Here is a 25,676-nt window from a genome sequence, read left to right as displayed (position 1 = left end):
CGCCTTCGTCTCAGGCCGGTTTCGGCACGTAGTCGCGGCCCGGATCGATGCTGTCAGGGCGACCGTCAAGGAACAATTCGCCGATGCGCGGCGCCGAGCGGGAAATGACCTTGCCGCTCTTGACGACAAACAGCCGTGTCGGCTTCAGCCGCAGCGCCTCGATCACACCGGCCGCCTGCAGCACCACCAGATCGGCGTTGCAGCCGACCTCCAGGCCATAACCTTCCAGTCCCATGGTCCTGGCGGAATTGACGGTCAGCGCCTCGAAGATCCTCTTCTTGTCCTCGATCCCGCCCATCTGCGCCACATGGATGGCCATATGCCCGACTTCGAGCATGTCGGCCGAGCCCATCGAATACCAGGGATCCATGGTGCAATCCTGGCCGAAGGACACGTTGAGGCCAGCCGCCATCAATTCACGCACCCGCGTCATGCCGCGACGTTTCGGATAAGTGTCGTGCCGCCCCTGCAGCATGATGTTGATCAGCGGATTGGGGATGACGTTGATCTCGGCCTCCGCCATCAGCGGAATGAGTTTCGAGACATAATAATTGTCCATGGAATGCATGGAGGTGAGATGCGAGCCGGCGACTCGGCCTTGCAGGCCGTAGCGGATCGTCTCGGCCGCCAATGTCTCGATATGCCGGGACATGGGATCGTCGGTCTCGTCGCAGTGAATATCGACCGGCAGGCCGCGTTCGGCGGCGATGCGGCACAGCGCTTTCAGCGAGCGGCGCCCGTCATCCATCGTCCGCTCGAAATGCGGGATGCCGCCGACGATGTCGATGCCCATGTCCAGCGCGCGCTCCAGCGACGTCTCGCCCTCAGGCGCGCGGTAATAGCCGTCCTGCGGAAAAGCGACGAGCTGCAGCGTGATATAGGGCGCGACGCGTTCGCGCACCTCGAGCAACGCCTCGGCCGTGACCAGCCGGGGATCAGAGGTGTCGACATGGCTGCGGATATAGAGAAGACCCTGGCTGACCGCGAGATCGCAATAGCGCAGGGCGCGCTCGACCAGCGCCTCCTTGGTCAGCAGCGGCCGCAACTCGCCCCAGAGCGCAATGCCTTCAAGCAGCGTGCCGGAAACATTCATGCGCGGCATGCCGAGCGACAGCGTCGCATCCATGTGGAAATGTGGATCGCAGAAGGGCGGGCTGACGAGGCGGCCCGACGCGTCGATCTCCTCGCCCGCCTCGGCAGCGATATTCTTCTCGATCGCGGTGATCTTGCCGCCCGAGAGACCGATATCCCAGCCCTGGCGGCCATCGGGCAGATTGGCGTTGCGGATGATCAGATCGAACATGGTCACTCTCCGGAAATCAGCGCTCGCCGCGCCGATAGGGTTGCATCAACGCCTGGGGAACGCGGGCGCGCGCCGAGCCATGACTGCCAGCGCCGCGATCGACAGGATATAGGGAATCATCAGGAACAGCTGATAGGGCACGGCGCCGCCGAGCGTGGTCTGCAGCCTCAGCTGAAATCCGTCGAAAAAGGCAAACAGCAGCGCCCCAACAGCGCCCGTTCCGGTCGCCAGGACGAAAACACCACGAGCGCGATGCAGATCCAGCCACGCCCCTGCACCATGGTCGGGAAGAAGCTGTTGAAGGCCGACAGCGTCAGAAACGCCCCCGCCATGCCCATCAGGGCGCTGCCGGCAATGACGGCGCCATAACGCACCGCCATGGGATTGACGCCCTGCGCATCCGCCGCATGCGGATTTTCCCCCGTCATGCGGATCGCTAGCCCCAGCGGGGTCCGAAACAGCATATAGGCCAGCACGAGTGCGAGAAGAACGGCGGCGTATGTGGGCGGCGTCTGGGAAAACAGCGCCGGTCCGAAGAAGGGAATATCGCTCAGCCCGGGGATCGCAATCGGTTGAAATGGCTCGATTGTCGGCGGCGTGCCGGCGACCGGCACCATGAGGCGAAAGACGTAGTAACTGAAACTCGACGCAAACAGCGTGACGCCGAGGCCGGAGACATGCTGCGACAGGCCGAGCGTCACGGTCAGTCCTGCATGCAAGAGACCGAAGACGCCGCCGGCGATCCCCGCGATCAGGAAGCCTGTCCAGAGATCCGCGCCGTTATAAACCGCGAGCCAGCCGATCATCGCGCCGAAGGTCATGATCCCCTCGATGCCGAGATTGAGCACGCCCGCCCGCTCGCACAACAGCGCGCCCAGCGTGCCGAGGATCAGGGGCGTCGCGATCCTGAGCACGGCGGCCCAGAGGCCGGCGGAGGCGACGATGTCGAACAGCGCGCTCATCGGCGGATCCTGTATTGGGTGAAAAAGACGGCGATCAGCATGGTGAGCAGCGACAGCGCCACGATCACATCGGCGATATAGCTGGGGATGCCGAGGCTGCGGCTCATGCCATCCGCGCCGACGAACATGGTGGCGGTGAACAATCCGGCCAGCACGACGCCGAGCGGATTGAGATTGGCGAGCATGGCGACGACGATGCCGGAATAGCCGTATCCCGGCGACAGATCCGTGGTCACGTAGCCCTTGACGCCCATCACCTCGATCGCGCCGGCAAGACCTGCGAGCCCTCCAGACAGGCAGGCGACGATGACCAACGTGCGCCCGAGCGGCACGCCGGCAAAGACCGCGCCTTGCGGATTAAGCCCAGCCGCCCGCGACTGCATGCCGAACACCGTGCGCGACTGAATGAAGTGCAGGACGACTGCCAACGCAATCGCGATGATCAGGCCGAGATGCAGCCGCGACCGCGACAGGAGTTTCGGCAGCATCGCCTGATCGGCGACCGATTGCGACTGCGGCCAGCCAAAGGCCATGGGATCCTTCAGCACCGTGTCGATCAACATCGAGACGAACAGGACTGCGACGAAATTCAGAAGCAGCGTCGTCACCACTTCATCGACCGAAAAGCGCAATCTCAGCCAGAGCGGCGCCAGCAGCAGGACCATGCCGGCGATTGCGCCAAAGACCAGCAAAAGAGGTATCTGAACGGCAGGATGTAGGTCGCCGAGAAGATGCGAACTCATCCAGGCGACCGCGATGGCGCCGAGATAAAGCTGGCCTTCGCCGCCGATATTCCAAAGGCGGGCGCGAAAGGCCACGGCTGCGGCAAGCCCGGTCAGAATCAGCGGCGCAGCGCGGGTCAGCGTCTCCGTGGCGGACAGCCTGGAGCCATAAGCGCCCTTGAGGATCAGCCAATAGGCCTCCAGAACCGGCGAGCCGGCAATCGCGATCAGCACGCCGGCGATCGCCATTGCGGCGGCGATGGCGATCAGCGGCGTCGACACGACCAGCGCCAGAGGACGGTGTTCCCGGCGTTCAAACCGCATGCGCCACCTCGCTCTCCCATTCGCCCGCCATCATCAGCCCGAGTTTTCGCGTCGACGCCTGATCGGCGGAGATCGGCGGCGACAGCCTGCCGCCGACAATGGCCTGGATGCGATCGGCCAGCGCCATGACCTCATCGAGATCTTCGGAAATCAGCAGCACCGCCGCGCCCTGGCGGCGCGCCTCCAGAATGCGCGCATGCACGGCGGCGACCGCGCCTTCGTCGAGCCCGCGCGCCGGCTGCGCGGCGATCAGGATCTTCGGTCGTTCGATGAGATTGCGACCCAGAATAAGCTTCTGCATATTGCCGCCCGACAGAAGCCGGATGCGGCTGGTTGGCGAGCCGCCGCGCACGTCGAACTGGCCGATAATCTCCTGCGCAAAGGCGGCGCCGGCCTTGCGGTCGACCAGACCGTTTTTCGAGAATTTCGACAGGCGTTCCAGCACGGCGTTTTCCCAGATCGCCATTTCGCCGATCGCGCCGTCCTTGTTGCGATCTTCGGGGATGCGCCCAATGCCCGCCGCGACCGCATCTGACACCGTCAGCCGTTCGACGGTCTGGCCGAACAGGAGGATGTCGCCTGACGTCCAGGGCAGCGTGCCCGACAGCATCTGCGCCAGCTGCGCCTGACCATTGCCGGATACGCCGATGACGCCGAGAACCTCTCCGGCGCGCAGGCGGAAATCCACCGTTTTCAGCTTGTCGACGCCGCCCTGACGGATGGTGACGCCTGCCACTTCAAGCACGATCTCGCCCGGCGTCGAGGCCTCGCGGACTGGACGCGACACGCTGCGCCCGACCATCAGTTCGGCGAGTTCGGATTTGCTGGTCTCAGCCGCTTTGCGTTCGGCGACCAGCCGTCCGCCGCGCAGCACGACGACGCGGTCGGCGGTCGACATCACTTCGTCGAGCTTGTGCGAAATGAAGATCAGCGACAGACCCTCACGCGCCATGTCCTTCAGAATGGCGAACAGGCGTTCCGCCTCGATCTGGGTCAGAACCGCGGTCGGCTCGTCGAGCACGAGGATGCGGGCGTCGTTAAAGAGCGCCTTGAGGATCTCGACGCGCTGCTGTTCGCCGACCGAGAGATCGCCCAGCCGGGCGTCGGGATCGGTCTTCAGGCCGAAGCGCTCGGAAATCGCCATCAGCTTGGCCCGGCCCTCGGCGCGTTTTGAGCCGGGCGACCACAAGCTTTCGGTTCCGGTCATGACGTTTTCGAGCACGGTCAGATTGGGCGCGAGCGAAAAATGCTGATGCACCATTCCGATGCCGGCGCGGATGGCGTCGCGCGGCTTGCCCGGCGGCAGATCGCGGCCGTCGATGAGGATATGTCCGCTGTCGGGCGTATAGTGGCCGAACAGGATGCTCATCAGCGTGGTCTTGCCGGCGCCGTTTTCGCCGAGCAGCGCGACGATCTCGCCGCGGCCCAGCGAAAGCGAAATATCGTCATTGGCGAGATTGTCGCCAAAACGCTTGCTGACGCCGACAATGTCGAGAACGGAAGCGCTCATACGGTCAATCCTGCGATCGGGAAAGGATGCGTCCAGCGCCCATCCTGCTCCAGACGCGCGGCGAGACGCAAGAGCCTGTGATCGCCGCCCATCGGGGCCATCAATTGCACCGGCAGCGGCAAGCCCTTGGCGTCGCTGCCGAAAGGCAAGGTCAGAGCCGGGAAACCCGACGCGTTGGCCAGCGCCGCAAGCGGCGAAAACGCGGCCATGCGGTCGAAATGCAGCTCGGTATCGGCGTGATCGCTGGGGAAAGAGCCGACCGGCAGCGGCGCGGACGACAGGATTGGCGTAAGCAGGCAATCGATCCCGTCGAACAGACGCCAGAGGTCGCGGCTGACGATGACCATGGCGTTGAGGCTACGCCACACCGCGCCGGCGCTCATGCCGAGGCCGCGCTCGATCACCGCCTGGGTCAGCCGTTCGGTCTTGGTCGCGTCGAGGTTGAACTGTGCGATCGTATCGGCGAGGTTGATGCAGACGATATCGATGAAGGCGCGCCGGCTGCTGGCCGCCGCCGCGTCAATCTGCGAAAACGAGATGGGGACGATGCGGTGGCCGTCCCGCTCGAGATGACGAGCGGCGTCTTCGATCGCCTGGGCGCGGTCCGGATCTGTTGGGAACTCGTCTCCGGTGTCGGTTAGAAGACCGATACGCAGCGGCCCATCGCCGGGGAAGCCAGCGCTACGGGTGGAAAAGGCCCTCTCGCTTCGCCAGATAACAGGCCGAGCATGGCGGCGCTGTCGCGCACCGAGCGGCAGACCGCGAGTTCGGTGGCTAGTCCCGCGAGATGATTGCCGAAATGCGGGCCGGCCGGCATCAGCCCCCGGCTCGGCTTCAAGCCGACGAGACCGCAGCAGGCGGCCGGCACGCGAATCGATCCGCCCGCGTCGGTGGCGTGCGCGATGCTGACAATGCCCGACGCGACCGCGGCTGCGGCTCCGCCGGAGGACCCTCCGGCCGAGAGATCGGGCGACAGGGGATTTCGGGCGATGGGACCGATGGCCGGCTCGCTGGCGAGCGACAGGCCGAATTCGGGGCTGGTGGTCAGGCCGAACAGGCAGAAGCCCGCGCTCCGAAATCGTTCGGCAAGATCGGAATCGACAAAACCGCCCCGCCGCGCCATGAGCCGCGATCCCGCCGCCATCGGAAAGCCGGCGAAGGGACCGCCGAGATCCTTGCCGAGCGTGGGCACGCCGGCGAAGGGCATGGCAGCGCGCTCGGGCGCGGATAGCGGCAGGGCATCGACCGCCTGGGCGGCGGCGAGGCCCTTGCCGTCGTCGCGATAGGCGATGGAACCCAGATCGACAGCCCTATCGGCTGCCGAGAGCGAAGCGCGCATCGCCTCGACAGAGGCGAGGCGACCATTTGCGATCGCCTCTGCGAGGCTGGTGGCGTCTTCCTGCATGATAGAGGCTTACTTGGGCTCATCCATGATCCGGGAACTTCGAAGGCGCCGGACTTGATCTCGGCGCGAACCTTCTCCATCGCCGTTTCGGCGTCGGCGGGGCGACGCCCTTGACGAAAACGATGTCGCTGCCGCCTTCCTTCATCAGGCCGTAGGCGGTGTAATCGCGGCCGGTGGGTTTGCCGGCGGCGACATCGGCGAGGGCCGCGTTGAGGATCGGGCGGAAATTCCACAGCGCGTTGGCAAACACCGTATCGGGATAACGCGGCGTGTAATCGATCAGCGAACCGACCGACTTGATGCCGCGCTCCTTGGCGGCGTCGGCCGTGCCGATGCGTTCACCGAACAGGATGTCGGCGCCGGCGTCGATCTGCGCCAGACCCGCTTCGCGCGCCTTGGGCGGATCGAAGAAGGTGCCGATGAAGGTGACCAGATGCTTGGCGTCCGGATTGACCGCCTTGACGCCCGCCGCGAAGGCGTTGATCAGCATGTTGACTTCCGGGATCGGCATGGCGCCGACCGAACCGACCACGTTCGACTTGGTCATCTTGCCCGCCAGCATGCCGGCGAGATAGGCGCCGTCGAAATTCCAGGTGCCGAACACGCCGAAATTCTCACCCGCTTCCTTGCCGCTCGACCCCATCACGAAGGCGGTCTCGGGATAGTCGGCCGCCACTTCACGCGCCTGCTTTTCGACCGGGAAGGTCTCGCCGATAATCAGTTTTGCGCCCTGTTCGGCATATTCGCGCATCGCGCGCGGGTAATCCGTGCCGGACACGCCTTCGGAGAAGACATATTCGATCGCGCCTTCCTTGGCGGCGTCCTGCAGCGCCTTGTGCAGCACCGAATTCCACGCGTTTTCGACCGGCGAGCCATGAATGCCGGCGACCTTGATCGGTTCGGCGGCGCGAACGGAGGGAATGAAGGAGGATGCGCCGAGCGCAAGGCCCGAGGCGAGCACAGAGCGACGCGATAGTTTGAATTGGCTAGACATTTTTGGTTCCCCATTTTTTACCAATTGGTGAAAATTGTTAAAGGCGGCCCAAAAATGTGTCAAGGCGGATGAATGGCGATTTTTTAGTCAGCCATGCTGTCTCAATCGTTGGCGATCAAGGGCAGCGGGTCAGCGGCCGCCCCTGAATTCCGAAAGAAGCCGCAGCCCCTCCTCACGCACGATGTCGGAAATCTGTTGCAGTTGCGCGGCAAGCGGATTGCTCCTGCGCCAGACCATGCCCACCATGCGCGATGGACTGGGATCGCCCAAGCGGGCGACGGAAACCGAGGCCGAGCGGGTGTCGATGGCGACGGCCATCTGCGGAATCAGCGTGATGCCGATGCCCGCGCCGACCATCTGCACGAGCGTGGACAACGAACTTCCCTCCATGAGGTCGCGCGGCGCAGGCGGCGCTATATCGCAAAAGACAGCGCCTGCTCGCGGAAGCAATGTCCCTCCTCCAGAAGAAGCAATCGCATTTCGCGCAGCGCCTGCGGGTTTGGAACGGGCTTGGCGGCGTCCTCGCGCGGCCGGACCAGCACGAATTCCTCTTCGAACAGCGGCGTTTCGGTGAGCGACGGTTCCGACACCGGCAGGGCGACGATAGCGGCGTCCAGCTTGCCATCGCCGAGATCGGCGATCAGCCGCTGGGTCACGGTTTCGCGCGGTCGAACATCCAGATCCGGATAGCGGGCGGCGAGCGCCTTGATAAGCGCCGGCAGCAGATAGGGGGCGATCGTGGGGATGACGCCGAGGCGCAATTCGCGCATGAAATCGCCATTCGCGCCCCGCGTCAGATTGACGATCTCTTCGACGGAGGTGAGCACGTCCCGCGCTCTCGCCGCCACCGTCTCTCCGAGCGCGGTCAGTCTTATCTGACGCGCTCCGCGCTCCACCAGCGGCGCGCCGAGAAGATCCTCCAACTCCTTGATCTGCACCGACAAAGCCGGCTGTGTCACGGCGCAATCGGCCGCCGCCCGTCCGAAATGGCCGTGGCGGGCGAGTGCGTCAAAATATTTGAGATGTTTCATGGAGAGGTTCGCCATTAGATTTTTCTATCGGAACCTTTAGAAAATGCAATTATATTTTATGTTTGGGATGATCTAGAAGGAGCTCACGGGTTGAGGGACCCGCCAACAGAACGGGCGGCTGCGGCTCTGCCAGGCAGCAAGAAGGGAAGGAAATCACATATGAACGAACATCCGAAAATCGTCGGCAAATGTCCGGTGGCCCATGGCGGCCACACATCGCACAAGGCGGCCAACACCGACTGGTGGCCGAATGCGCTCAATCTCGACATTCTGCATCAGCACGACGTCAAGACGAACCCGTTGGGCAAGAATTTCAATTACCGCGAAGAGCTGAAGACGCTCGATATCGAAGCGTTGAAAGCCGATGTCCGCGCGCTCGTGACCGACAGTCAGGATTGGTGGCCCGCCGACTGGGGCAGCTATGTCGGCATGTTCGCTCGCACCGCCTGGCATTCCGCAGGCTCCTACCGCGTGACGGACGGCCGCGGCGGCGGCGGCAACGGCAACCAGCGCTTCGCCCCGCTCAATTCCTGGCCGGACAACGTCAATACAGACAAGGGCCGCCGCCTGCTGTGGCCGATCAAGAAGAAGTACGGCAACAAGATCAGCTGGGCGGACCTCATCATGCTCGCCGGCACGATCGCCTATGAGGTCGCCGGCCTCAAGACCTTCGGCTTCGCCTTCGGCCGCGAAGATATCTGGCACCCCGAAAAGGACACCTATTGGGGCGATGAAAAGGAATGGCTCGCGCCCAGCGACAACCGCTATGCCGACGTGACCAAGCCGGAAACGCTCGCCAATCCGCTCGCCGCCGTGCAGATGGGCCTCATCTACGTCAACCCGGAAGGCGTGAACGGCAAGTCCGATCCGCTGGCGACGGCGGCGATGATGCGCGAAACCTTCGCCCGCATGGGTATGGACGACGAGGAAACCGTGGCGCTGACCGCCGGCGGCCACACGGTCGGCAAGACGCATGGCAACGGCTCCGCGACCAATCTGAGCCCCGATCCGGAAATGGCCGATCCTGAATTCCAAGGCCTGGGCTGGATGAATCTGAAGGGCCGCGGCATCGGCCGCGATACCGTTGTCAGCGGTCTCGAAGGCGCCTGGACCACGCATCCCACCCAGTGGGACAACGGCTTTTTCGACATGCTGTTCAAGCATGACTGGGAGCTGCGCAAAAGCCCGGCCGGCGCGATGCAGTGGGAGCCGATCAACATCGCGGAAGAAGACAAGCCCGTCGATGTCGAGGACCCGTCGATCCGCCACAATCCGATGATGACCGACGCCGACATGGCGCTGAAGGTCGACCCGATCTATCGGGAGATCTCGCTGCGCTTCATGAACGACTTCGACGCCTTCTCCGACGCCTTCGCCCGCGCCTGGTTCAAGCTGACCCATCGCGACATGGGCCCGAAGTCCCGCTATATCGGCCCGGATGTTCCGGCCGAGGATCTGATCTGGCAGGACCCGACCCCGGCCGGCCGCAGCGACTACGATGTCGCCGCCGTCAAGGCGAAGATCGCCGCATCCGGTCTTTCGGTCGCCGAGCTCGTCGCCACCGCCTGGGACAGCGCCCGCACCTATCGCGGGTCGGACATGCGCGGCGGCGCCAACGGCGCGCGCATTCGCCTGGCTCCGCAAAAGGATTGGGCCGGCAACGAGCCGGCGCGCCTCGCCAAGGTGCTTTCGGCTCTCGAACCGATCGCGGCTGAAACCGGCGCCAGCATCGCCGACGTCATCGTGCTCGCCGGCAATGTCGGCGTCGAACAGGCCGCCAAGGCCGCGGGCGTTGCGCTCGAGCTGTCCTTTGCTCCCGGCCGCGGCGACGCGAGCCAGGATCAGGTGGATGTCGATTCGTTCAGCTATCTCGAACCGCTGGCCGACGGCTTCCGCAACTGGCAGAAGCAGGACTATGTCGTCAGCCCCGAGGAAATGCTGCTCGACCGCGCCCAGTTGCTGGGCCTCACCGCGCCTGAGATGGTGGCGTTGATCGGCGGCATGCGCGCCATCGGCGCAAACTATGGCGGCGCCAAGCACGGCGTCTTCACCGACCGCGAAGGCGCGCTGACGACCGACTTCTTCGTCAACCTGACGGACATGGCCTATAGCTGGGTTCCGACCGGCGACAATCTCTACGAGATTCGCGACCGCAAGACTGGCGCGGTGAAGTGGACGGCGACGCGCGTCGATCTGGTGTTCGGCTCGAACGCCATGCTGCGCGCCTATGCCGAAGTCTACGCCCAGGATGACTCGAAGGAGAAGTTCGTCCACGACTTCGCCGCGGCCTGGACCAAGGTGATGAACGCCGATCGCTTCGATCTGGCGTGATCGCCGAGAACAGTTAGATCGTCACGAAGCGGCCCTCTCTCCTGACCGGAGAGAGGGCCGTCTTGTTCAGCGGAGCGCGCCGCCGAAGACCTGCAAAACCGCACGCTGTCCGGTCGGCATGGCGAAGGCGAGCAAACATGCCGAGGCGGCTGGTCAAAGGCAGGTGGTGATGCCGCCATCGACATAGAGCATGTGGCCATTGACGAAAGAAGACGCCGGACTTGCGAGAAATACCGCCGCCCCGATCAATTCTTCAACGTCGCCCCAGCGACCGGCGGGTGTTCTCTTTTCGAGCCAACCCGTAAAGTCGGGGTCGTCGACCAGGGCCTGATTGAGAGGCGTCTTGAAATAACCGGGACCGATGCCGTTGATCTGCAGGCCATGCCTCGCCCAATCGGCGCACATGCCGCGCGTCAGATTTTTCACCGCGCCCTTGGTGGCGGCGTAGGGCGCAATCGAGGGGCGACCGAGTTCGCTCTGCACCGAACCGATATTGATGATCTTTCCCCTGCCGCGCGCGATCATGTGCCGGGCCGTCGCCTGGCTGGTGTAGAAGACGCTGGAAATATTCGTTTTGAGAAGCTCTTCCCATTTGTCGGACGGAAAGTCCTCCAGTGGCGCGCGAAACTGCATGCCGGCATTGTTGACGAGGATGTCGATCGGACCGAGCTCGGCCTCGATCGCATCGATTGCAGACGCCACCATCGGGCTGGCCGCATCGAAAACCCGGCCATGCGCCTCATAACCGTCTCGCCGAAGCGACTCCACAGCCTGAGCCACCTTCTCGGCTCCGCGTCCATTGATCACCACGCGGGCGCCATACGCCGCCAGACCTTTCGCCAAAGCAAGGCCGATGCCCTGACTTGAGCCTGTCACCACGGCGAGCGCGCCATCGAGACGGAATAAATCCAACATGACACGTTCCTCGCTATCGCCGAAATTCCATCGCGCAAAGTATATCGGTCAACGGCCGCGGTCGCCCCCATCCGCTCTGGCAGGGGGCAAGATACAAGCGAATATGTGGGAAAGAAATCTGCGCCGCCGGATTGAATCGTCAGCCACGCCTATGTCCGCCTCCTTTGGAGGTTTATCCGTCACGCATACTGGCTTGCGAGATCCATGTGCGGTTGTCGCGACGGCGCTGTAATGGCGTCGAAGACATGGCGCCAGTGGCTGTAGAACAGCAGTTGGCCGGCCCCCTTGACGATATCGATCGTGGTGCCCGGCACATCGTCGACGAAAGCGAGGCTGTGCGCGACGGGAATGATTCTGTCGTCGTCTCCGTGCAACAAATGGAATTTGTGCGGCGAGCGGCGAGCCTCCTCGACCCCATTGCACTGCAGGACCTGACATTCCTGGCACAATCCGGCGACACCGCGCTTGAGCGCGTCCACCGACCCCTTGGTGATCAAATCGACGATTTCCTGATCCTCGACGGCGCGGCTGTCGGCGCGGCCATCCCGACAGCCATGCCGGACGAATTCACTGGCGTAGGGGCTATCCATGCAGGCGAGCATCGACCAGATCACCACCGGAAGCACCTGTGGGAAATGTTTGGCCAGCCGAACGACGAACCGTTGGCGCTGCGGCAGATCATTGATCCATTCTGGCCGCCATCCCGGCGCCTGCGCGACGCCGATCAGCCGATTGACCCGCTCGGGATGGCGGGAGGCGAAACGCAAGGCGAATGGCGAACCGGCCGCATGGCTGACCGCGACCACAGACGAGACGCCCCGATGGCGCAACAACTCATCGCAATCATCAGCCGCTTTGTCGAGAAGTTCGTTCAGATCGGCGTGCTGGACGTAATCGGTCGCGCCCATTCCCGGGCGGAATGGCGCGATGATCCGCAACCCTTCCGCATGCGCCTGCTTGATCGCCGCCTCCGGCAATTCCACGCCATAAGGGAGATTGTGAAACATCAGCACAGGCTTCCCATCCGCGGCGCCCTGCTCGACGAAGTCGATTTGGCGACCGCTGCGCAACGAAATCTGCCGACGGATTTTCATCGGCGCGTCGCCGTCGATCTTGAATTCCCCTGCCTGCCTGCCAGTCTGGCCCGCAGCGCTGGCGGAAAATCCGCAGAGCAGTCTGACCAGTGCGGGCAGGTCGCGGGTCGACGTCTTGTTCTTGATCGTCTTGATCTGGCTGCGCACCGTATCGAGCGCCACATCACGCTCGGCGGCAATGTCCGACAGCCGCAAGCCGCTCGCCACGAGCACCGCCACCTGACATTCGGCATGGGTCAAGCCATAGGCCGAGCGGAACAGTTCGGTCACGGCCTCGTCGAAACCGAAATCGATGATGGACAGCAAATACATTTGTCCGACGCCACCCGTCACTTCGGAATCGATCCGGCTGATGAGCACGCTGGTCTGCCCCTTGCGCGAAGGGTCGGATTGCCCGGCGATCGCATGCGCAGCGCCGGCGTTGTCATGACGCAGATAGTCGCGAAGATGTTTCTGGACATCGCCCACGGCAACGAGATCCTTGAGCAGCGCGGGCGCCTGACCATATTTGGACGTCGCCATCGCATTGGCTGCGACCACGGCTTCGGTCCTGGAGATGATGTAGGAAGGGTTGGGCACAGCCTCGACGATGGCGCTCAGTTTTTGATGCTGCGTCCGCGCGCCGCCGATACGTTCCTGGATCGAACGCGCCATTTCGATATGCGACAGCGCCGCATCGCTCAATCCGGCCGCCCGGTCGAACGCGCTGTCCTCGCCGAGAAACAACAATGAATCCAGATTGTCGAGAATGCGGAAAAAATCACTTGGAGACAAAGTAGCGGCGTAGATCGCCGCGATCAGATCATGCGTATCAGTGGGCATCTGAAAGGGCTCGAGCAAATTCGATGAACGACCAAGCGTTGTTCACATGGTATTACGACCTGTCAAGCGCACAAAAGTGGCGCCATCGAAACGCTCGCCAATCCTTGGACGAAAATTGTTCGTCCCGTCCGTGAAAATCGCCGAGATGCGGTCGTTAAAAAAATGTCCTTCGCTATTTCCGCCGGATACCACCAAGCGAAAGAACCGCTTCGATAGGCCATCGTCCTTTCATGGCGCCACCCGCGCAAGATATTCGAACAGACGCGCCACGGCCTCCGCGCCGGGATCGGCATGACCGAGCAACTGCCTGGCGTTAATATAGGCCGCTCGGCCCGCTTTCGCCTTGACGAGGGTCGCCGTGTGATTGGCTCCTGCGCGAGCGGCCTCGGCGGCGGGAGCGAAACCCTGCTCCAAGGCGTCGAGCGCCGGCGCGAGCGCGTCGATCATGGTGCGGTCGCCGACACGGGCGCCGCCGATTTCCTGCATGCGCAGCAGACCCGCCTTCAGCGCCTCGCGCAACGGCAGGCCGCTGGATGCGCCGTCGCCGGCGGCGGCAAAGAAGATCGCCAGCAACACGCCGGACGAACCGCCCATGGTCTGGCTGAGTTCGAGCCCGATGGCGCGCAACAATTGGGTGTGGTCCGACAGCGGAAGCCTGTCCATCGCGCTGACCAACGCCTTGGCCGCGCCGGCAAGCGTGGAGCCGGTGTCGCCATCGCCGGAGCGGGCGTCTAGCGCGTTCAGATCCTGCTCGCAGGCGATCAGCACATTGCAGCATTCGGTGAGGAAGGCGCGCGTCGGCGCGTGATCGGAAGCCAGCGGCATCACCGGCGCCAGCCCGTCCGGCAGAGCGATCACAGTCACCGGCCGGACCGGCGACAGTCCCGGCCAGCCAGAAGGGCCAACGGGACGCGTCAGAGCCGCGATCTCGGCGTCGTCGGCCGCATAGAGCGAAATCGAGAAGCCGCGCATGTCGAGCGAGGTCATCATGGCCGCCGGGCCGACGACATGGCTGATGTGAGAGCCGATCGACGAGCGGACGAGTTCATGGGCGAGAACAGACATTTCCAGGACCGAGGCGCCGCCGAGATTGTTGATCAGCGCCACATGCCGCCCCTCGCCGATCGCAGCCGCGAGCTTGCCGGCGACGGCGGACATCGCCGATCGAGCGCCGGAGAAGTCCACCTGTTCGACGCCGGCTTCGCCATGAATGCCGAGACCCAGTTCGGCCATGCCGGCGGGAATGCGATCCTCCTTGGGCGAACCCGGCACCGTGCAGGTGTCGAGCGACATACCGATACTCTTGACGCCCGAAATCACCCGCCGAGCCGCCGCAGCCACTGTTTCGAGATCCGCGCCGTCTTCGGCGAGCGCGCCGGCGATCTTGTGGACGAACAGCGTGCCCGCGACGCCGCGCGCCTGCGGCAGATCCGGCAGCGCGATGTCGTCGTCAACGATGACGATTTCGACATTGAGGCCGAAGGCGCGGGCGCGTTCGGCGGCGAGGCCGAAATTCAGCCGGTCGCCGGTGTAGTTCTTGACGATCAGCAGGCAACCCGCCGGACCAGTCACGGCGAGGATGCCGGCCAGCACCGCATCGACGCTCGGCGAAGCGAAGACATCGCCGCAAACGGCCGCCGTCAACATCCCCTCGCCGACGAAACCTGCATGGGCGGGCTCATGGCCCGAGCCGCCGCCCGACACCAGCGCCACCTTGGACTTGTCCCAATCCGCCCGAACCACGACCCTGATATGCGGATAACCGTCGAGCCGGGCGAGCGGCACTGAGGATGTGGCCAAGAGGCCGTCCACGGCCTCGATGACAACCTCTTCCTTCTTGTTGATGAACTGCGCCATGAGGTCCTCCCTTAGATCAGTCGCGCGCCGTCGGCGTCGAAATAGAGCGGCGCGACGGGTTCGATCTTGACGATGTCGCCGCTCCGCAAGGCGGTATGCGGTTCGACGACGACGACGACGATGCTCTGCCCGCGGAACGAGAGATGCAGCCGCGTCTGGTCGCCCAGCCGCTCCACACGGTTGACCAGACTCTCCTCCCCTTGCCCGAGCCGGATATGTTCGGGTCGAAGGCCGATATGGGCGGCGCGGGCCGGGGGCGCGGGAAAGAGACTGGCGGGAACGATGTTGATGCGCGGCTGCCCCAACCGCGCTGCGGCGTAAAGGCTTACGGGTTGCTCATAGACCTCGCGCGGCGGGCCAAACTGCACCAGTCGTCCGTGATCGAGAACGCCGACATGCGTCGCCATGGTCATGGCCTCCACCTGGTCATGCGTTACATAGAGCAGCGTCGCGCCGGAATTGGCCTGGATGCTCTTCAGCTCGACGCGGAGATCGGCGCGGAGTTTCGCGTCCAGCGAACTCAGCGGCTCGTCCATGAGATAGATTTCGGGATTGCGCACCAGCGCCCGGCCAATCGACACCCGCTGCATTTCGCCGCCCGAAAGGGCTGTCGCCTTGTTGTCGAGCTTATGCGAGATGCGCAGTGTCTCCGCCACCGCCGCCACCTTGCGTTCGATCTCCGCCGGCGGCGTCTTCAGAAGCGGCGAGCGCAGTGGAAAGGCTAGATTATCGCGCACGGTCAGATGCGGATAGAGCGAATATTGCTGGAAGACCATCGCCACATTGCGCTCGGCCGGCGAAAGACCTCTCATCGGGCGGCCGCCGATCCGCACATCACCACCGTCGGGTTCCTCCAATCCGGAGATGACGCGCAGCGTGGTGGTTTTTCCGGCGCCGGTGGGGCCGAGCAGGACGACGAAGGAGCCGTCGGCCACGGTCATGGAGACGTCGTCGAGGGCCTTGTGGCCGGCGAAGCTCTTGGTGATCGCATGCAACACCACCTCAGCCATGAACCAGCACTCCTTCATTCGCTTCGGACACCAAAGCGCGGCCGCGTTCGCCGGCAAACAGTGTCAGCGTGCGGCTGTCGAAATCGAGGCCGACCGTCTCGCCGGGCCTGACCACATCGGCGGACGAGATCCGCGCCTTGATCGGGCCATTGGCCGTGGCGAGGCGGACGATCTGCGTAGTTCCCAGATATTCCGCAGCCTCGATCCGGGCGCGATAGGGAGAGGCGTCGGAAAGGCGGACATGTTCCGGGCGGACCCCGAGCGTCAGCGCGCCCTCGGCGCCCTGTCTCGATGTCGGCACCGCGATCCTTTGGCCGTCGAGCACCACATGATCGCCGCCGATGCCGATCATGCCTTGGAACTCCAGAAAATTCATCGGCGGCGAGCCGATGAAATCCGCCACGAAGCGGGTCGCCGGCCAGTCATAGATCTGCTGGGGCGGCCCCAATTGCTCGACGACGCCGTGGTTCATCACCGCGATCTTGTCGCCCATCTGCATGGCTTCGAGTTGGTCATGGGTGACGTAGACAGTGGTGGCGCCGATCCGGTCATGCAACGCGCGCAATTCTTCCGCCATATGTTCTCGAAACTCGGCGTCGAGAGCGCCGAGCGGTTCGTCCATGAAGAAGGCCTTGGGCCGGCGGACGATGGCGCGGCCGAGCGCGACGCGTTGGCGGTCGCCGCCCGACAGGCCGCCGACCGGCTTGTCGAGGATGGATTCGATCCTCAGAATACGCGCGACGTCCTCGACCCGCGTCTTGACATCCGCCTTGGCCACGCCCTGGCTCAACAGTGGATAGGCGATGTTGCGGCGGACATTCATATGCGGATAGAGCGCAAACATCTGGAAGACGAAGGCGATGTCGCGCTGGCTGGCGCGCTTCATGCCGACTTCGTCGCCATCGATGAAGATCTCGCCGCTGGTCGGCAGTTCGAGACCCGCCATCATGCGTAAAGTGGTGGTCTTGCCGCAGCCCGAGGGACCGAGCAGCATGAAGAACTCGCCGTCCTCGATGGTGAAGCTCGACGACTGCACCGCGGTGAAGCTTCCGAACTCCTTGCGCAGCTTTTCAATCCTGATCTGCGCCATGCTCTACTCCGGAAAATGACTGACAACGACGAACATGACGGTTCCCGTGAGCGTCACCACGAAGGAATAGCTGTAGAGCGCCATGGCGAAGGGCTGCATCATCATCAGCACGCCGAGCGCGATGAGACCCGATGCCAGAAACTCCCATTCATTGCGCCTGAAACGGCGCAGTCCCCTTAGAAACCGGCTCATTTTCTCACCGCTCCGAATGTGATGCCGCGCAGCAGATGCTTGCGAAGCAGGATCGTGAAGACCACGACCGGCACGAGGAAGAGCGTCGCTCCCGCCGCGACCGCCGGCCAATCCTGGCCGCTGACGCCGATGATGGTGGGGATGAAGGGCGGCGCCGTCTGCGCCGTGCCGGACGTCAACAGCACCGCAAAAGCATATTCGTTCCAGGCGAAGATCAGGCAGAAGATCGCGGTCGAAGCAATGCCGGTGACCGCCTGCGGCAGCACGACCTTGTAGAAGGCCTGGAAACGGGTATAGCCGTCAATCAGCGCCGCTTCCTCATATTCGATCGGGATCTCGTCGATGAAGCCCTTGAGCAGCCAGACCGACAGCGACAGGTTGACGGCGGTGTAGAGCAGGATCAGCCCGGCATGGGTGTCGCTGAGCCCCAGCGAGCGGAACATCAGGAAGATCGGGATCGCCACCGCGATCGGCGGCATCATCCGCGTCGACAGGATGAAGAACAGGAGATCGTCCTTCAGCGGCACCTTGAAGCGGGAGAAGGCGTAGGCGGCGGCCGTGCCGAGCACGATGCAGAGCAGCGTCGAGCCGAAACCGATGACCACGGAATTGTAAAAGCGCTCGCCGTAACGCGAGGGACCCGCGATCACCAACCCGTCCTTGCGCACCAGCGCCTCATACCAGGTCTTCGGCTCGCCAAGCGCCTTGAGATCCTCTTCCGAGACCCGGGTTCGGGTGGTGAAGAGATTGACGTAGCCTTCGAGCGTCGGCGTGAACAACACTTTCGGCGGATAAGCGATGGCGTCGGACGGCGTCTTGAATCCGGTGGCGATGATCCAGACAAGCGGCATGATGGTGACGACCGCGTAGAAGATCACCAGCGCGCCGGCCACCCATTTCTGCCGAAGCGAGGGTTCGGTGACGGAATAGCTGCTCATCGTTCTTTCACCTTGTTGAGCGCCTTCACATAGATCGAGGCGAGGCCGAACACCGTCACGAACAGGATCACCGCATAGGCCGAGGCGTAGCCGGTGCGCCATTTCTCGAAGGCTTCACGTTTGAGATTGATCGAGGTGAGTTCGGTGATCGAGCCGGGGCCGCCGCCGGTCAATTGCACGACGAGGTCGAACATCTTGAAATTCTCGATGCCGCGAAACAGGATCGCCAGCATCAGGAAGGGCAGCACCAGCGGAATCGTGATCGTCCAGAATTGCCGCCATTTGCTGGCCCGGTCGCATTCCGCCGCCTCATAGATGCTGTCGGGAATGGAGCGCAGTCCGGCCAGGCAGATCAGCATCACGAAAGGCGTCCACATCCAGGTGTCGACGATGACGATCGACCAGGGTGCGAGCGAGACATCGCCGATCATGGTGAAACTCGAAGGATCAAGCCCGGTGAAGAAGCCGACCACGTAATTGAACAGGCCGATCTGCGGCTGGTAAAGGAAGGTCCAGAAATTGCCGACTACCGCCGGGCTCAGCATCATCGGCAGCACGATGATCGTAGTCCAGAGATCGTTGCCTCGAAACTTCTTGTTGATCAGATAGGCCAGCGAAAAGCCGATCAGCACCTGCAGCGCGATGGTCCAGAACAGGAAATGCGCCGTCGCCTGCATCGTTTGCCAGATGTCGCCGTCGGTGAGGATGCGTTCGTAATTCTTGAGGCCGACGAATTGTGGCGCTTCGTTGGGGCGATTGACGCGAAAATTGGTGAAGCTCAGCCTGACCGTCCAGATGAGCGGAAAGATGTTGACCGCGAGCAGGAGAATAATCGTCGGCGTCACGAAGATCCAGGCGATGGCGCGGTCGGACATGCCCCGGACCCGTCTGGAAACCCCGGGCGGCGTGACGCGCGCGAGGCGATCGATGGCGCTCTCGGACATGGCTGCACCTGCTTTTAAACACTGATATCGAATGGCTTCTAGGCGCGGAGCCGGCATGGCCGGCTCCGCTGGCGGATCGCGCGAGGCGATCCGGAGAGATCAGAGCTTGCCTTCGTCTTCGAAGACTTCGGTCCAGTCCTTGACCAGACCGTCGAGCGCTTCCTTGGCGGTGCCCTGGCCGGCGATCACATAGTCGTGGAAGCGCTTCTGCGACGCCTGCAACAGCGAGGCGTAGGAAGGCTCGGCCCAGAAATCCTTCACGATCGCCATGGAATCGAGGAAGGTCTGCGCATAAGGCTGACTGGTGGCGAATGACGGATCCTCGACCACCGAGCGCAGCGCCGAATAGCCGCCGAGCGACCACCATTTCTGCTGGATCTCGGGCTGGGCGAACCACTTGATATATTCGAGCGCTGCCTGCTGCTTGCTCGACGCCGCGACAACGGAGATGCCCTGCCCGCCCAGCTGTGCGAACTGCTTGCCGTCGGGTCCGGCCGGATTGGGGAAATAGCCCGATTTGTCGCCGCCGACATTCGGATCGGCATGGATGCCCGGCCAGATGAAGGCGAAGTTCATCTGCAGCGCGACTTGACCGGATTTATAGGCGTCGATGTTTTCCGACATATAGGCGTCCGAGGAGCCCGGCGGCGTGCAGCAATCGTAAAGCGCCTTGTAATATTCGAGGCCGGCGATCGCCTGCGGCGAATTGACGAAGCCTTCCATCTCATAGGGCTTTTGCGGATTCTGATACTCGAAGCCGAAGCTGTAGAGCACGTCCATGGCGCCCATGGTGATGCCCTCGGAGCCGCGCTCGGTATAAACAGCCGCGCCATAGACGGTTTTGCCGTCGATCTCGCGCTTCTGGAAGAATTCGGCGATGTCCTTCAGCTCGGCGAAAGTCTTGGGAACTTCGAGCTCGCGGCCATATTTGGTCTTGAACTCTTCGCGAAGCTCGGGACGCGAGAACCAGTCTTTGCGATAGGTCCAGCCGACCACGTCGCCGAAGGCGGGCAGCGCCCAGTAATTCGGCGTGTTCTTCGGCCATTCGGCATAGCCGACCACGGTGGCGGGAATGAAGTTGTCCATCTTGATTCCTTCCTTGTCGAAGAAATCGTTGAGCTTCACATATTGGCCATTCTCGGCCGCGCCGCCGATCCACTGGCTGTCGCCGATCATCAGGTCGCAGAGCTTGCCGCCGGAGTTGAGCTCGTTGAGCATGCGGTCGGCGAAGTTCGGCCAGGGCACGAATTCGAATTTCATCTTGTGACCGGATTTCGCCTCGAAATCCTTGCTGAGCTCGACCAGCGCATTGGCCGGGTCCCAAGCCGCCCAGCACAGCGTCAATTCGTCCGCCCTGGCGGCGGTGGCGCCCGTCAGGCTGGCGGCGATGAGCGCGCCGGCGGCGACGGTGGTTTTCAGGAATGCCGATGTCATGACCTTCTCCTCCTCACTGGCTCCCGACCTCCATCGGGAGAAATGCCGCCCCTCCGGGCGACGACCTCAAGACATGCGCGACGCGGCGGCTTCCTCCAAAGCCCGGGGCGCTTTTGCGCTCCCCGCCGTCCATCACCATCTCCTGGCGGGAGTCTATAATTGAGGTGCGCACCTCAGCGCAAGTTAATTTTGAGGTGCGCACGTCAATTTCTTGCTTTTCTCTTGAAATTGTTGGAAAAGTCTTTCCCGATCAAACCCAGTGAACGCCATTCCCCATGATGAGACCCACCGCCAAGGACCTCGCCGAAGCAGCAGGCGTCAGCCTCGCCACGGTGGATCGCGTGCTCAACGACAGGCCCAATGTCAGCGAGAAAGCGGCGCGAAAGGTCAACGAGGCCATCGAGCGGATCGGCTTCATCCGCAATCCGGCAGCCGTCAATCTGGCGCGCAACAGGATTTATCGCTTCCGTTTCGTGCTGCCGATCGCCGGGGACCAGTATCTCGGCGCCCTTCTGGCCCAGGTCGAGGAAGCGCGCGACGCGCTCCGCGCCGATCTGACCGATGTCGACGTGGTCCAGGCGCCGGCCGGCGATCCCTATGCTCTCGCGAAATATCTGACGGGGCTCGATCCAGACCAAGTCGACGGCGTGGCCATCATGGCGCCGGAATCGCCGCAGGCGCGAGACGCCATGGCGCGGTTGATCGAGCGCGGCGTGAAAGTCGTGCAATTCCTGTCAGGCCAGGAAAAACTAGACGACGCGGATTTCGTGGGCGTCAACAACCACGCCGCCGGCGCGACCGCCGGCAAGATCATCGGCCGTTTTCTGGGCGACAAGCCGGGCAAGATCATGGTGGTCGCCGAAACCATGATGGCGCAGGACAGCATCGAACGGCGTCTGGGCTTCGACAGCATCATCAACACGCGCTTCCCGCATCTAAGCGCCCTGCCCTCGCTCGAAACCTATGGCGACGAGAAGCGCGCCCGCCAGGTGATCCGTCGCCTGCTCGAGCATCACCAGGATATCCGGGCCGTCTATGTATTGAGCTCGGAGGCGCGCGCGCCGCTCTCGGCGGTGGAGGAATTCGCGGACCCGCAGCGCCTGACCATCGTCGCGCATGAGCGGACTCCGTTCAGCGAAGAGGCGCTGAAGGACGAGCGCATCGACGCGATCATCGCCCAGGACCCGGGCCACGCCGTGCGTAGCGCGATCCGCATCATGCGGGCGCGGCTCGAACAACGCGAGCCGATCGCCTCACAGGAAAAGATCCGCATCGAGGTCTTGCTGAAGGAAAACACCTGATCGGTCGCCTTCGCGCGCAACATCGACCACCGGTGTATGGCGCATGGTGGCGCAAGGCGTCTCTTGCGACGCTCTTCACTTCACCCGCACGCCCAGCAAACTCGTCACAGCCCGTTGAAGAACCCGCTCAACCGATCCATCGCCTGCTCCAGCCGCTCATAGCTCTCCGAGCCGAAACAGACGCGCAGGTGTTCATCCCCGGCCGCGCCGTAGAAACCCCCGGCTTCGACGACCACGCCGGTTTTTTCGAGAATGCGATCCGCCGCGTCTTGGGACTTCAGGCCCGTGCCGCTGATATTGGGGAAGGCGTAAATCGTGCCTTCGGGGCTCCGGCAGGTGACGCCGGGCATCTGGTTGAGTCGGCTCACCACCAGGTCGCGTTTGCGCCTGTCGTCCGCGACCATGGCGTCCAGGATCTCGGGATCGCCGGTGACCGCCGCCAGCGCCCCGTATTGGATGAAGGTGTTGACGTGGGTGATCTCGTTGGCCGTCAGCTTGAGCAACGCCGGCATCATGCTGGCGTCGGCGGCGATATAGCCGAGGCGCCAGCCATCCATCGCATAGGCCTTGGTGAAGGCGAACATCGAGATGGTGCGCTCCTTCATGCCCGGCAGCGAAGCGATGGAGACGTGTTCGGCGCCGTCGAAGAGAATCTGTTCATAGACTTCGTCGGAGACCACCACCAGATCATGCGCTGTGGCGAGGTCCGCGAGAATTTCGAGCTCGGCGCGTGAATAGACCCGCCCCGTCGGATTGGAGGGATTGACCAGCACGATCATGCGCGTGCGCGGCGTGATCAGGGGCGCGATCAACTCGCGCTTGATCGCAAAATCGTCATGCTTGTCGAGCGGCGCGAGGACCACTTTTGCGCCGGTCATCTCGATCTTGTTGATGTGCTGGGGATAATAGGGCTCCAGCAGGATCGCCTCGTCGCCCTCGTCGAGCAACGCCATGAAGGCGACGAAAGAGGCTTGGGTCAGGCCGTTGGTCATCAGAATCTCGTCTGGCGACACCGTGATCTTGTTGTAGTCCCTGAGCTTCGCCTGCAAGGCCGTACGCAGGGCCGGCTCGCCGCGCAAGTCGGAATAGTGGACAAGCCCGTCGCGAAGCGCCTTGACCGTCGCATCCTTGATATGCGCCGGCGTGTCATGAAAGGGGCGGCCGAGTTCGAGGTGGATGAGATCGCGTCCCGACGACGCGAGAGCCGCCGCCTTCTGAAACATTCCGAAGCTCTTGGGGGAAGTCTGCGTAATCCGTTTCGCGAAGCGTGGCATGTCTGATCCCAATGACTGGCGTTCGGCGCCCTGAACCGCGCCTTACCCCGACCTACCGAATATTGAGCATTTGATCAAATGATATTGTCGCTTGTTTTTGATCTTTTCGGCGGCTAGATTTTCCGAACGGGGTATCGGCGGCGAGACGGCAAAGGGGCGCACATTGGCGTTGGACGAGAATTTCGGTCCTGTTCTGGCACGGGTTACGGTTCAGGACGCGGTCTACGTCAAGTTGCGAGAAGCTCTGCTTCTAGGGCGGTTCGATCCGGGCCAGGTGCTGACGATCGCCTCGCTTTCGCAGTCCTTCGACACCAGTCACATGCCCGTCCGCGAGGCTCTCAGACGGCTGGCGGCCGAGAACGCGCTGGAAGTGGCGCGCAACGGCTCCGCCCGGGTGCCTCCGGTCAGCATCGCCCGGCTCGACGACCTCTGCCGCGCCCGCGCATCGATCGAAGGTCTCGCCACGGAGCTGGCTGCGCAGTTGGTGACGCCGGAGGAGATCGACGCGCTGGATGACGTGGTGTCCGCTCATGAACGCTGCGCCGAGAAGGGCCAGGTCTTCGAGATGCTGGATTTCAACCGTGAATTCCACTACCGGGTCTACAGCGCCTCCCGGTCTGAAGTTCTGGTCCAGCTGATCGACACGCTTTGGTTGCGCTACGGTCCCTATATGCGCATGCTTTCGGCCTATGTCGAGCCGCGCATGGCCACCGAGGATTTTCGATCCTACACCGTGCATCACCGCAGAATCATCGCCGCCATGCGCCAGCGCGACGCCGGACGGGCGCGGGAGGAGATGGTCGCCGACATCAGGGACACGCAAGATCTGCTGCGCAGCCTGATCGACGCATGAGATCGTCCCCATCCGCGCCCGCCAAAGCGCGGAAATGTCGCCTCAATATCGTAAGCATATGTTTTTTCAACAAATTTTATCGTAATGGCAAAAATCGTTCCTCACGCATATTTCCGTGCGGCGACCAGATTGACGAAGGCCTGCTATTATGATCTTTTGATCAAAATAGTTGAGGCTTGAAATGTCCAGGTACTTTCTCTACCATTCCATAGGCACCTTTCCGGGCAAAGCGGCCCAGATGAGCGATGCGCTTGGGCGCTTCTCACAGGTCTGGTCGGCGGAGGACGATGGGCAATGGCCGGCGGCGCTGGCGGAACGCCAGAGCTTCATCGACGCCTGGCGCGGCGTGATCGACGCGCAGGAGGGTTCGATGACGACGGCAGAGAACGTCACCACCGCGCTTTACAGCCTAATCGGCGGTCTGCCTGCGGACCGGCTGCGCGGCAAGCGCGTGCTGGTGGCGGCCGATTGTTTCCCCAGCCTGCATTTTCTCCTCGCCGGCATCGCCCCGCGTTTCGGCTTCACGCTGGACACCGTGCCTTTCCGCCAGGGCGAAGGCTGGGTGCGCGACGACGATTTCATTGCCCATTGGCGGGAGGACGTAGGCCTGGCGCTCCTCACCTTCGTCTCCTCGACCACCTCTCACCGGGTGGACGTCGACAGGCTCGCCGCGCATGGTCATGCGATGGGCTCGATCGTCGGCGTCGACATCACCCAGGGCGTGGGTGTAGCGCCATTTTCGGTGTCGGGCGGGGACATCGATTTCGTCGTCTCGACTTCGCTCAAATGGTTGTGCGGCGCGTCCGGCGCTGGCGTGCTCTATGTTCGTCCCGACCTGCTGACCGACTGCCAGCCGGAATTGCGCGGCTGGTTCAGCCAGGAGAATCCGTTTTCCTGGGACCTCGACAAATTCCAATACGCCGGCGACGCGCGCCGCTTCGACCACGGCACGCCCGCCATCCTCGCCTCCGTCGCCTCGCTTCCGGGGATCAACTGGGTGATGGAGCGCGGCATCGACGCCATCCGCGCCAACAATCTCGGCGCCGCTCACAAGATCATCGGCCGCGCCAAGGATCTCGGCTGGAAAATCGCTTCGCCGCTCGACGACAATGAACGCGGCGGCAGCGTCATGTTGACGCTTCCTTCGACGATCGAGCCCCCTGCCGTTATCTCGGCGCTCCGGGCCGAGGAAATCTATTGCGACGCGCGCGGCAGCACCATGCGGCTTTCGCCGGGCGTGGTGACGTCCGAAAGCGCCGTCGACGAGCTGTTCAATGCGCTCGAACGCATTGTGCCGACGGGAAAGACCCGGTCCGCCTGAGACGAGGATGCGCCTCGCCTCGGAAAATACGACGTGAACTGCCACTATC

Annotated in this window: 17 protein-coding genes and 5 pseudogenes; 4 read left to right on the top strand and 18 right to left on the bottom strand. The window is 63.2% G+C overall.

Annotated features, from left to right (window positions below; translation table 11 throughout):
• Window positions 1-10: 10 nt before the first annotated feature.
• From H2O14_RS22370 to H2O14_RS22340, 7 genes and pseudogenes are all read right to left on the bottom strand, one after another.
• Window positions 11-1,303 carry an amidohydrolase family protein gene (locus H2O14_RS22370; RefSeq protein ID WP_182829636.1) on the bottom strand — a complete coding sequence of 431 codons (1,293 nt, stop codon included), beginning with the start codon at window positions 1,301-1,303 and terminating at the stop codon, window positions 11-13.
• A gap of 16 nt (window positions 1,304-1,319) precedes the next feature.
• Window positions 1,320-2,265 (bottom strand): annotated as a pseudogene (locus H2O14_RS22365) (ABC transporter permease).
• Complete coding sequence (locus H2O14_RS22360) at window positions 2,262-3,311, bottom strand: ABC transporter permease (protein ID WP_182829635.1); 1,050 nt, start codon at window positions 3,309-3,311, stop codon at window positions 2,262-2,264. The pseudogene H2O14_RS22365 and the gene H2O14_RS22360 overlap by 4 nt, the downstream one beginning before the upstream one ends.
• Window positions 3,301-4,821, bottom strand: coding sequence for an ABC transporter ATP-binding protein (locus tag H2O14_RS22355; protein WP_182829634.1), 1,521 nt, complete (start codon window positions 4,819-4,821; stop codon window positions 3,301-3,303). Before H2O14_RS22355 ends, H2O14_RS22360 begins: the two co-directional genes overlap by 11 nt.
• Window positions 4,818-6,226: pseudogene (locus H2O14_RS22350) on the bottom strand (amidase). The gene H2O14_RS22355 and the pseudogene H2O14_RS22350 overlap by 4 nt, the downstream one beginning before the upstream one ends.
• Before the next feature lie 9 nt (window positions 6,227-6,235).
• Window positions 6,236-7,220 (bottom strand): annotated as a pseudogene (locus H2O14_RS22345) (BMP family protein).
• 129 nt (window positions 7,221-7,349) lie between these two features.
• Window positions 7,350-8,266: pseudogene (locus tag H2O14_RS22340) on the bottom strand (LysR substrate-binding domain-containing protein).
• A 144-nt stretch (window positions 8,267-8,410) separates the two neighbouring features.
• On the opposite strand from H2O14_RS22340, the gene katG reads away from it, so the two are divergent.
• Window positions 8,411-10,582, top strand: coding sequence for a catalase/peroxidase HPI (katG, locus tag H2O14_RS22335; protein ID WP_182829633.1), 2,172 nt, complete (start codon window positions 8,411-8,413; stop codon window positions 10,580-10,582).
• A gap of 153 nt (window positions 10,583-10,735) precedes the next feature.
• On the opposite strand, the gene H2O14_RS22330 is transcribed toward katG, so the two are convergent.
• The 10 genes and pseudogenes from H2O14_RS22330 to H2O14_RS22290 form a co-directional block, all read right to left on the bottom strand.
• A complete protein-coding gene (locus tag H2O14_RS22330; protein ID WP_182829632.1) occupies window positions 10,736-11,497 on the bottom strand; it encodes an SDR family oxidoreductase in 762 nt (253 codons plus the stop codon).
• A gap of 179 nt (window positions 11,498-11,676) precedes the next feature.
• Window positions 11,677-13,413, bottom strand: a complete 1,737-nt coding sequence (locus H2O14_RS22325; RefSeq protein ID WP_182829631.1) for an alpha/beta fold hydrolase — start codon at window positions 13,411-13,413, stop codon at window positions 11,677-11,679.
• A gap of 228 nt (window positions 13,414-13,641) precedes the next feature.
• Window positions 13,642-15,270, bottom strand: a complete 1,629-nt coding sequence (locus tag H2O14_RS22320; RefSeq protein WP_182829630.1) for a dihydroxyacetone kinase subunit DhaK — start codon at window positions 15,268-15,270, stop codon at window positions 13,642-13,644.
• Window positions 15,271-15,281: 11 nt separating this feature from the next.
• Window positions 15,282-15,677: a TOBE domain-containing protein gene (locus tag H2O14_RS29615; protein WP_409526971.1), complete on the bottom strand. Its 396-nt coding sequence runs from the start codon at window positions 15,675-15,677 to the stop codon at window positions 15,282-15,284.
• Between the two features lie 126 nt (window positions 15,678-15,803).
• Window positions 15,804-16,280: pseudogene (locus H2O14_RS29610) on the bottom strand (ABC transporter ATP-binding protein); the annotation flags it as partial.
• Window positions 16,273-17,370 carry an ABC transporter ATP-binding protein gene (locus H2O14_RS22310; protein ID WP_182829628.1) on the bottom strand — a complete coding sequence of 366 codons (1,098 nt, stop codon included), beginning with the start codon at window positions 17,368-17,370 and terminating at the stop codon, window positions 16,273-16,275. The pseudogene H2O14_RS29610 and the gene H2O14_RS22310, both read right to left, overlap by 8 nt.
• A 3-nt stretch (window positions 17,371-17,373) precedes the next feature.
• The gene (locus H2O14_RS22305) at window positions 17,374-17,562 is read right to left on the bottom strand and encodes a hypothetical protein (protein ID WP_182829627.1); all 189 of its coding nucleotides are present in this window, start codon (window positions 17,560-17,562) and stop codon (window positions 17,374-17,376) included.
• On the bottom strand, window positions 17,559-18,500 hold the full coding sequence (locus H2O14_RS22300; RefSeq protein ID WP_182829626.1) for a carbohydrate ABC transporter permease: 942 nt from the start codon (window positions 18,498-18,500) through the stop codon (window positions 17,559-17,561). Before H2O14_RS22300 ends, H2O14_RS22305 begins: the two co-directional genes overlap by 4 nt.
• A complete protein-coding gene (locus tag H2O14_RS22295; RefSeq protein WP_182829625.1) occupies window positions 18,497-19,444 on the bottom strand; it encodes a carbohydrate ABC transporter permease in 948 nt (315 codons plus the stop codon). The genes H2O14_RS22300 and H2O14_RS22295 overlap by 4 nt, the downstream gene beginning before the upstream one ends.
• A gap of 99 nt (window positions 19,445-19,543) precedes the next feature.
• Window positions 19,544-20,878: an ABC transporter substrate-binding protein gene (locus H2O14_RS22290; protein WP_182829624.1), complete on the bottom strand. Its 1,335-nt coding sequence runs from the start codon at window positions 20,876-20,878 to the stop codon at window positions 19,544-19,546.
• Between the two features lie 278 nt (window positions 20,879-21,156).
• Here H2O14_RS22290 and H2O14_RS22285 point away from each other — a divergent pair, with 278 nt between their 5' ends.
• Window positions 21,157-22,179: a LacI family DNA-binding transcriptional regulator gene (locus H2O14_RS22285; RefSeq protein WP_182829925.1), complete on the top strand. Its 1,023-nt coding sequence runs from the start codon at window positions 21,157-21,159 to the stop codon at window positions 22,177-22,179.
• Window positions 22,180-22,283: 104 nt separating this feature from the next.
• On the opposite strand, the gene H2O14_RS22280 is transcribed toward H2O14_RS22285, so the two are convergent.
• Window positions 22,284-23,402: a pyridoxal phosphate-dependent aminotransferase gene (locus tag H2O14_RS22280; RefSeq protein ID WP_246697715.1), complete on the bottom strand. Its 1,119-nt coding sequence runs from the start codon at window positions 23,400-23,402 to the stop codon at window positions 22,284-22,286.
• Window positions 23,403-23,544: 142 nt separating this feature from the next.
• On the opposite strand from H2O14_RS22280, the gene H2O14_RS22275 reads away from it, so the two are divergent.
• Together H2O14_RS22275 and H2O14_RS22270 are read left to right on the top strand one after the other, a co-directional pair.
• The gene (locus H2O14_RS22275; RefSeq protein WP_312858691.1) at window positions 23,545-24,306 is read left to right on the top strand and encodes a GntR family transcriptional regulator; all 762 of its coding nucleotides are present in this window, start codon (window positions 23,545-23,547) and stop codon (window positions 24,304-24,306) included.
• 181 nt (window positions 24,307-24,487) lie between these two features.
• Window positions 24,488-25,627, top strand: a complete 1,140-nt coding sequence (locus H2O14_RS22270; protein ID WP_182829622.1) for an aminotransferase class V-fold PLP-dependent enzyme — start codon at window positions 24,488-24,490, stop codon at window positions 25,625-25,627.
• Window positions 25,628-25,676: the final 49 nt, after the last annotated feature.

The organism is Rhizobium sp. G21, from assembly GCF_014158035.1.
Lineage (GTDB): Bacteria > Pseudomonadota > Alphaproteobacteria > Rhizobiales > Rhizobiaceae > Rhizobium_E.
This window is presented reverse-complemented; position numbering and strand designations above follow the sequence as displayed.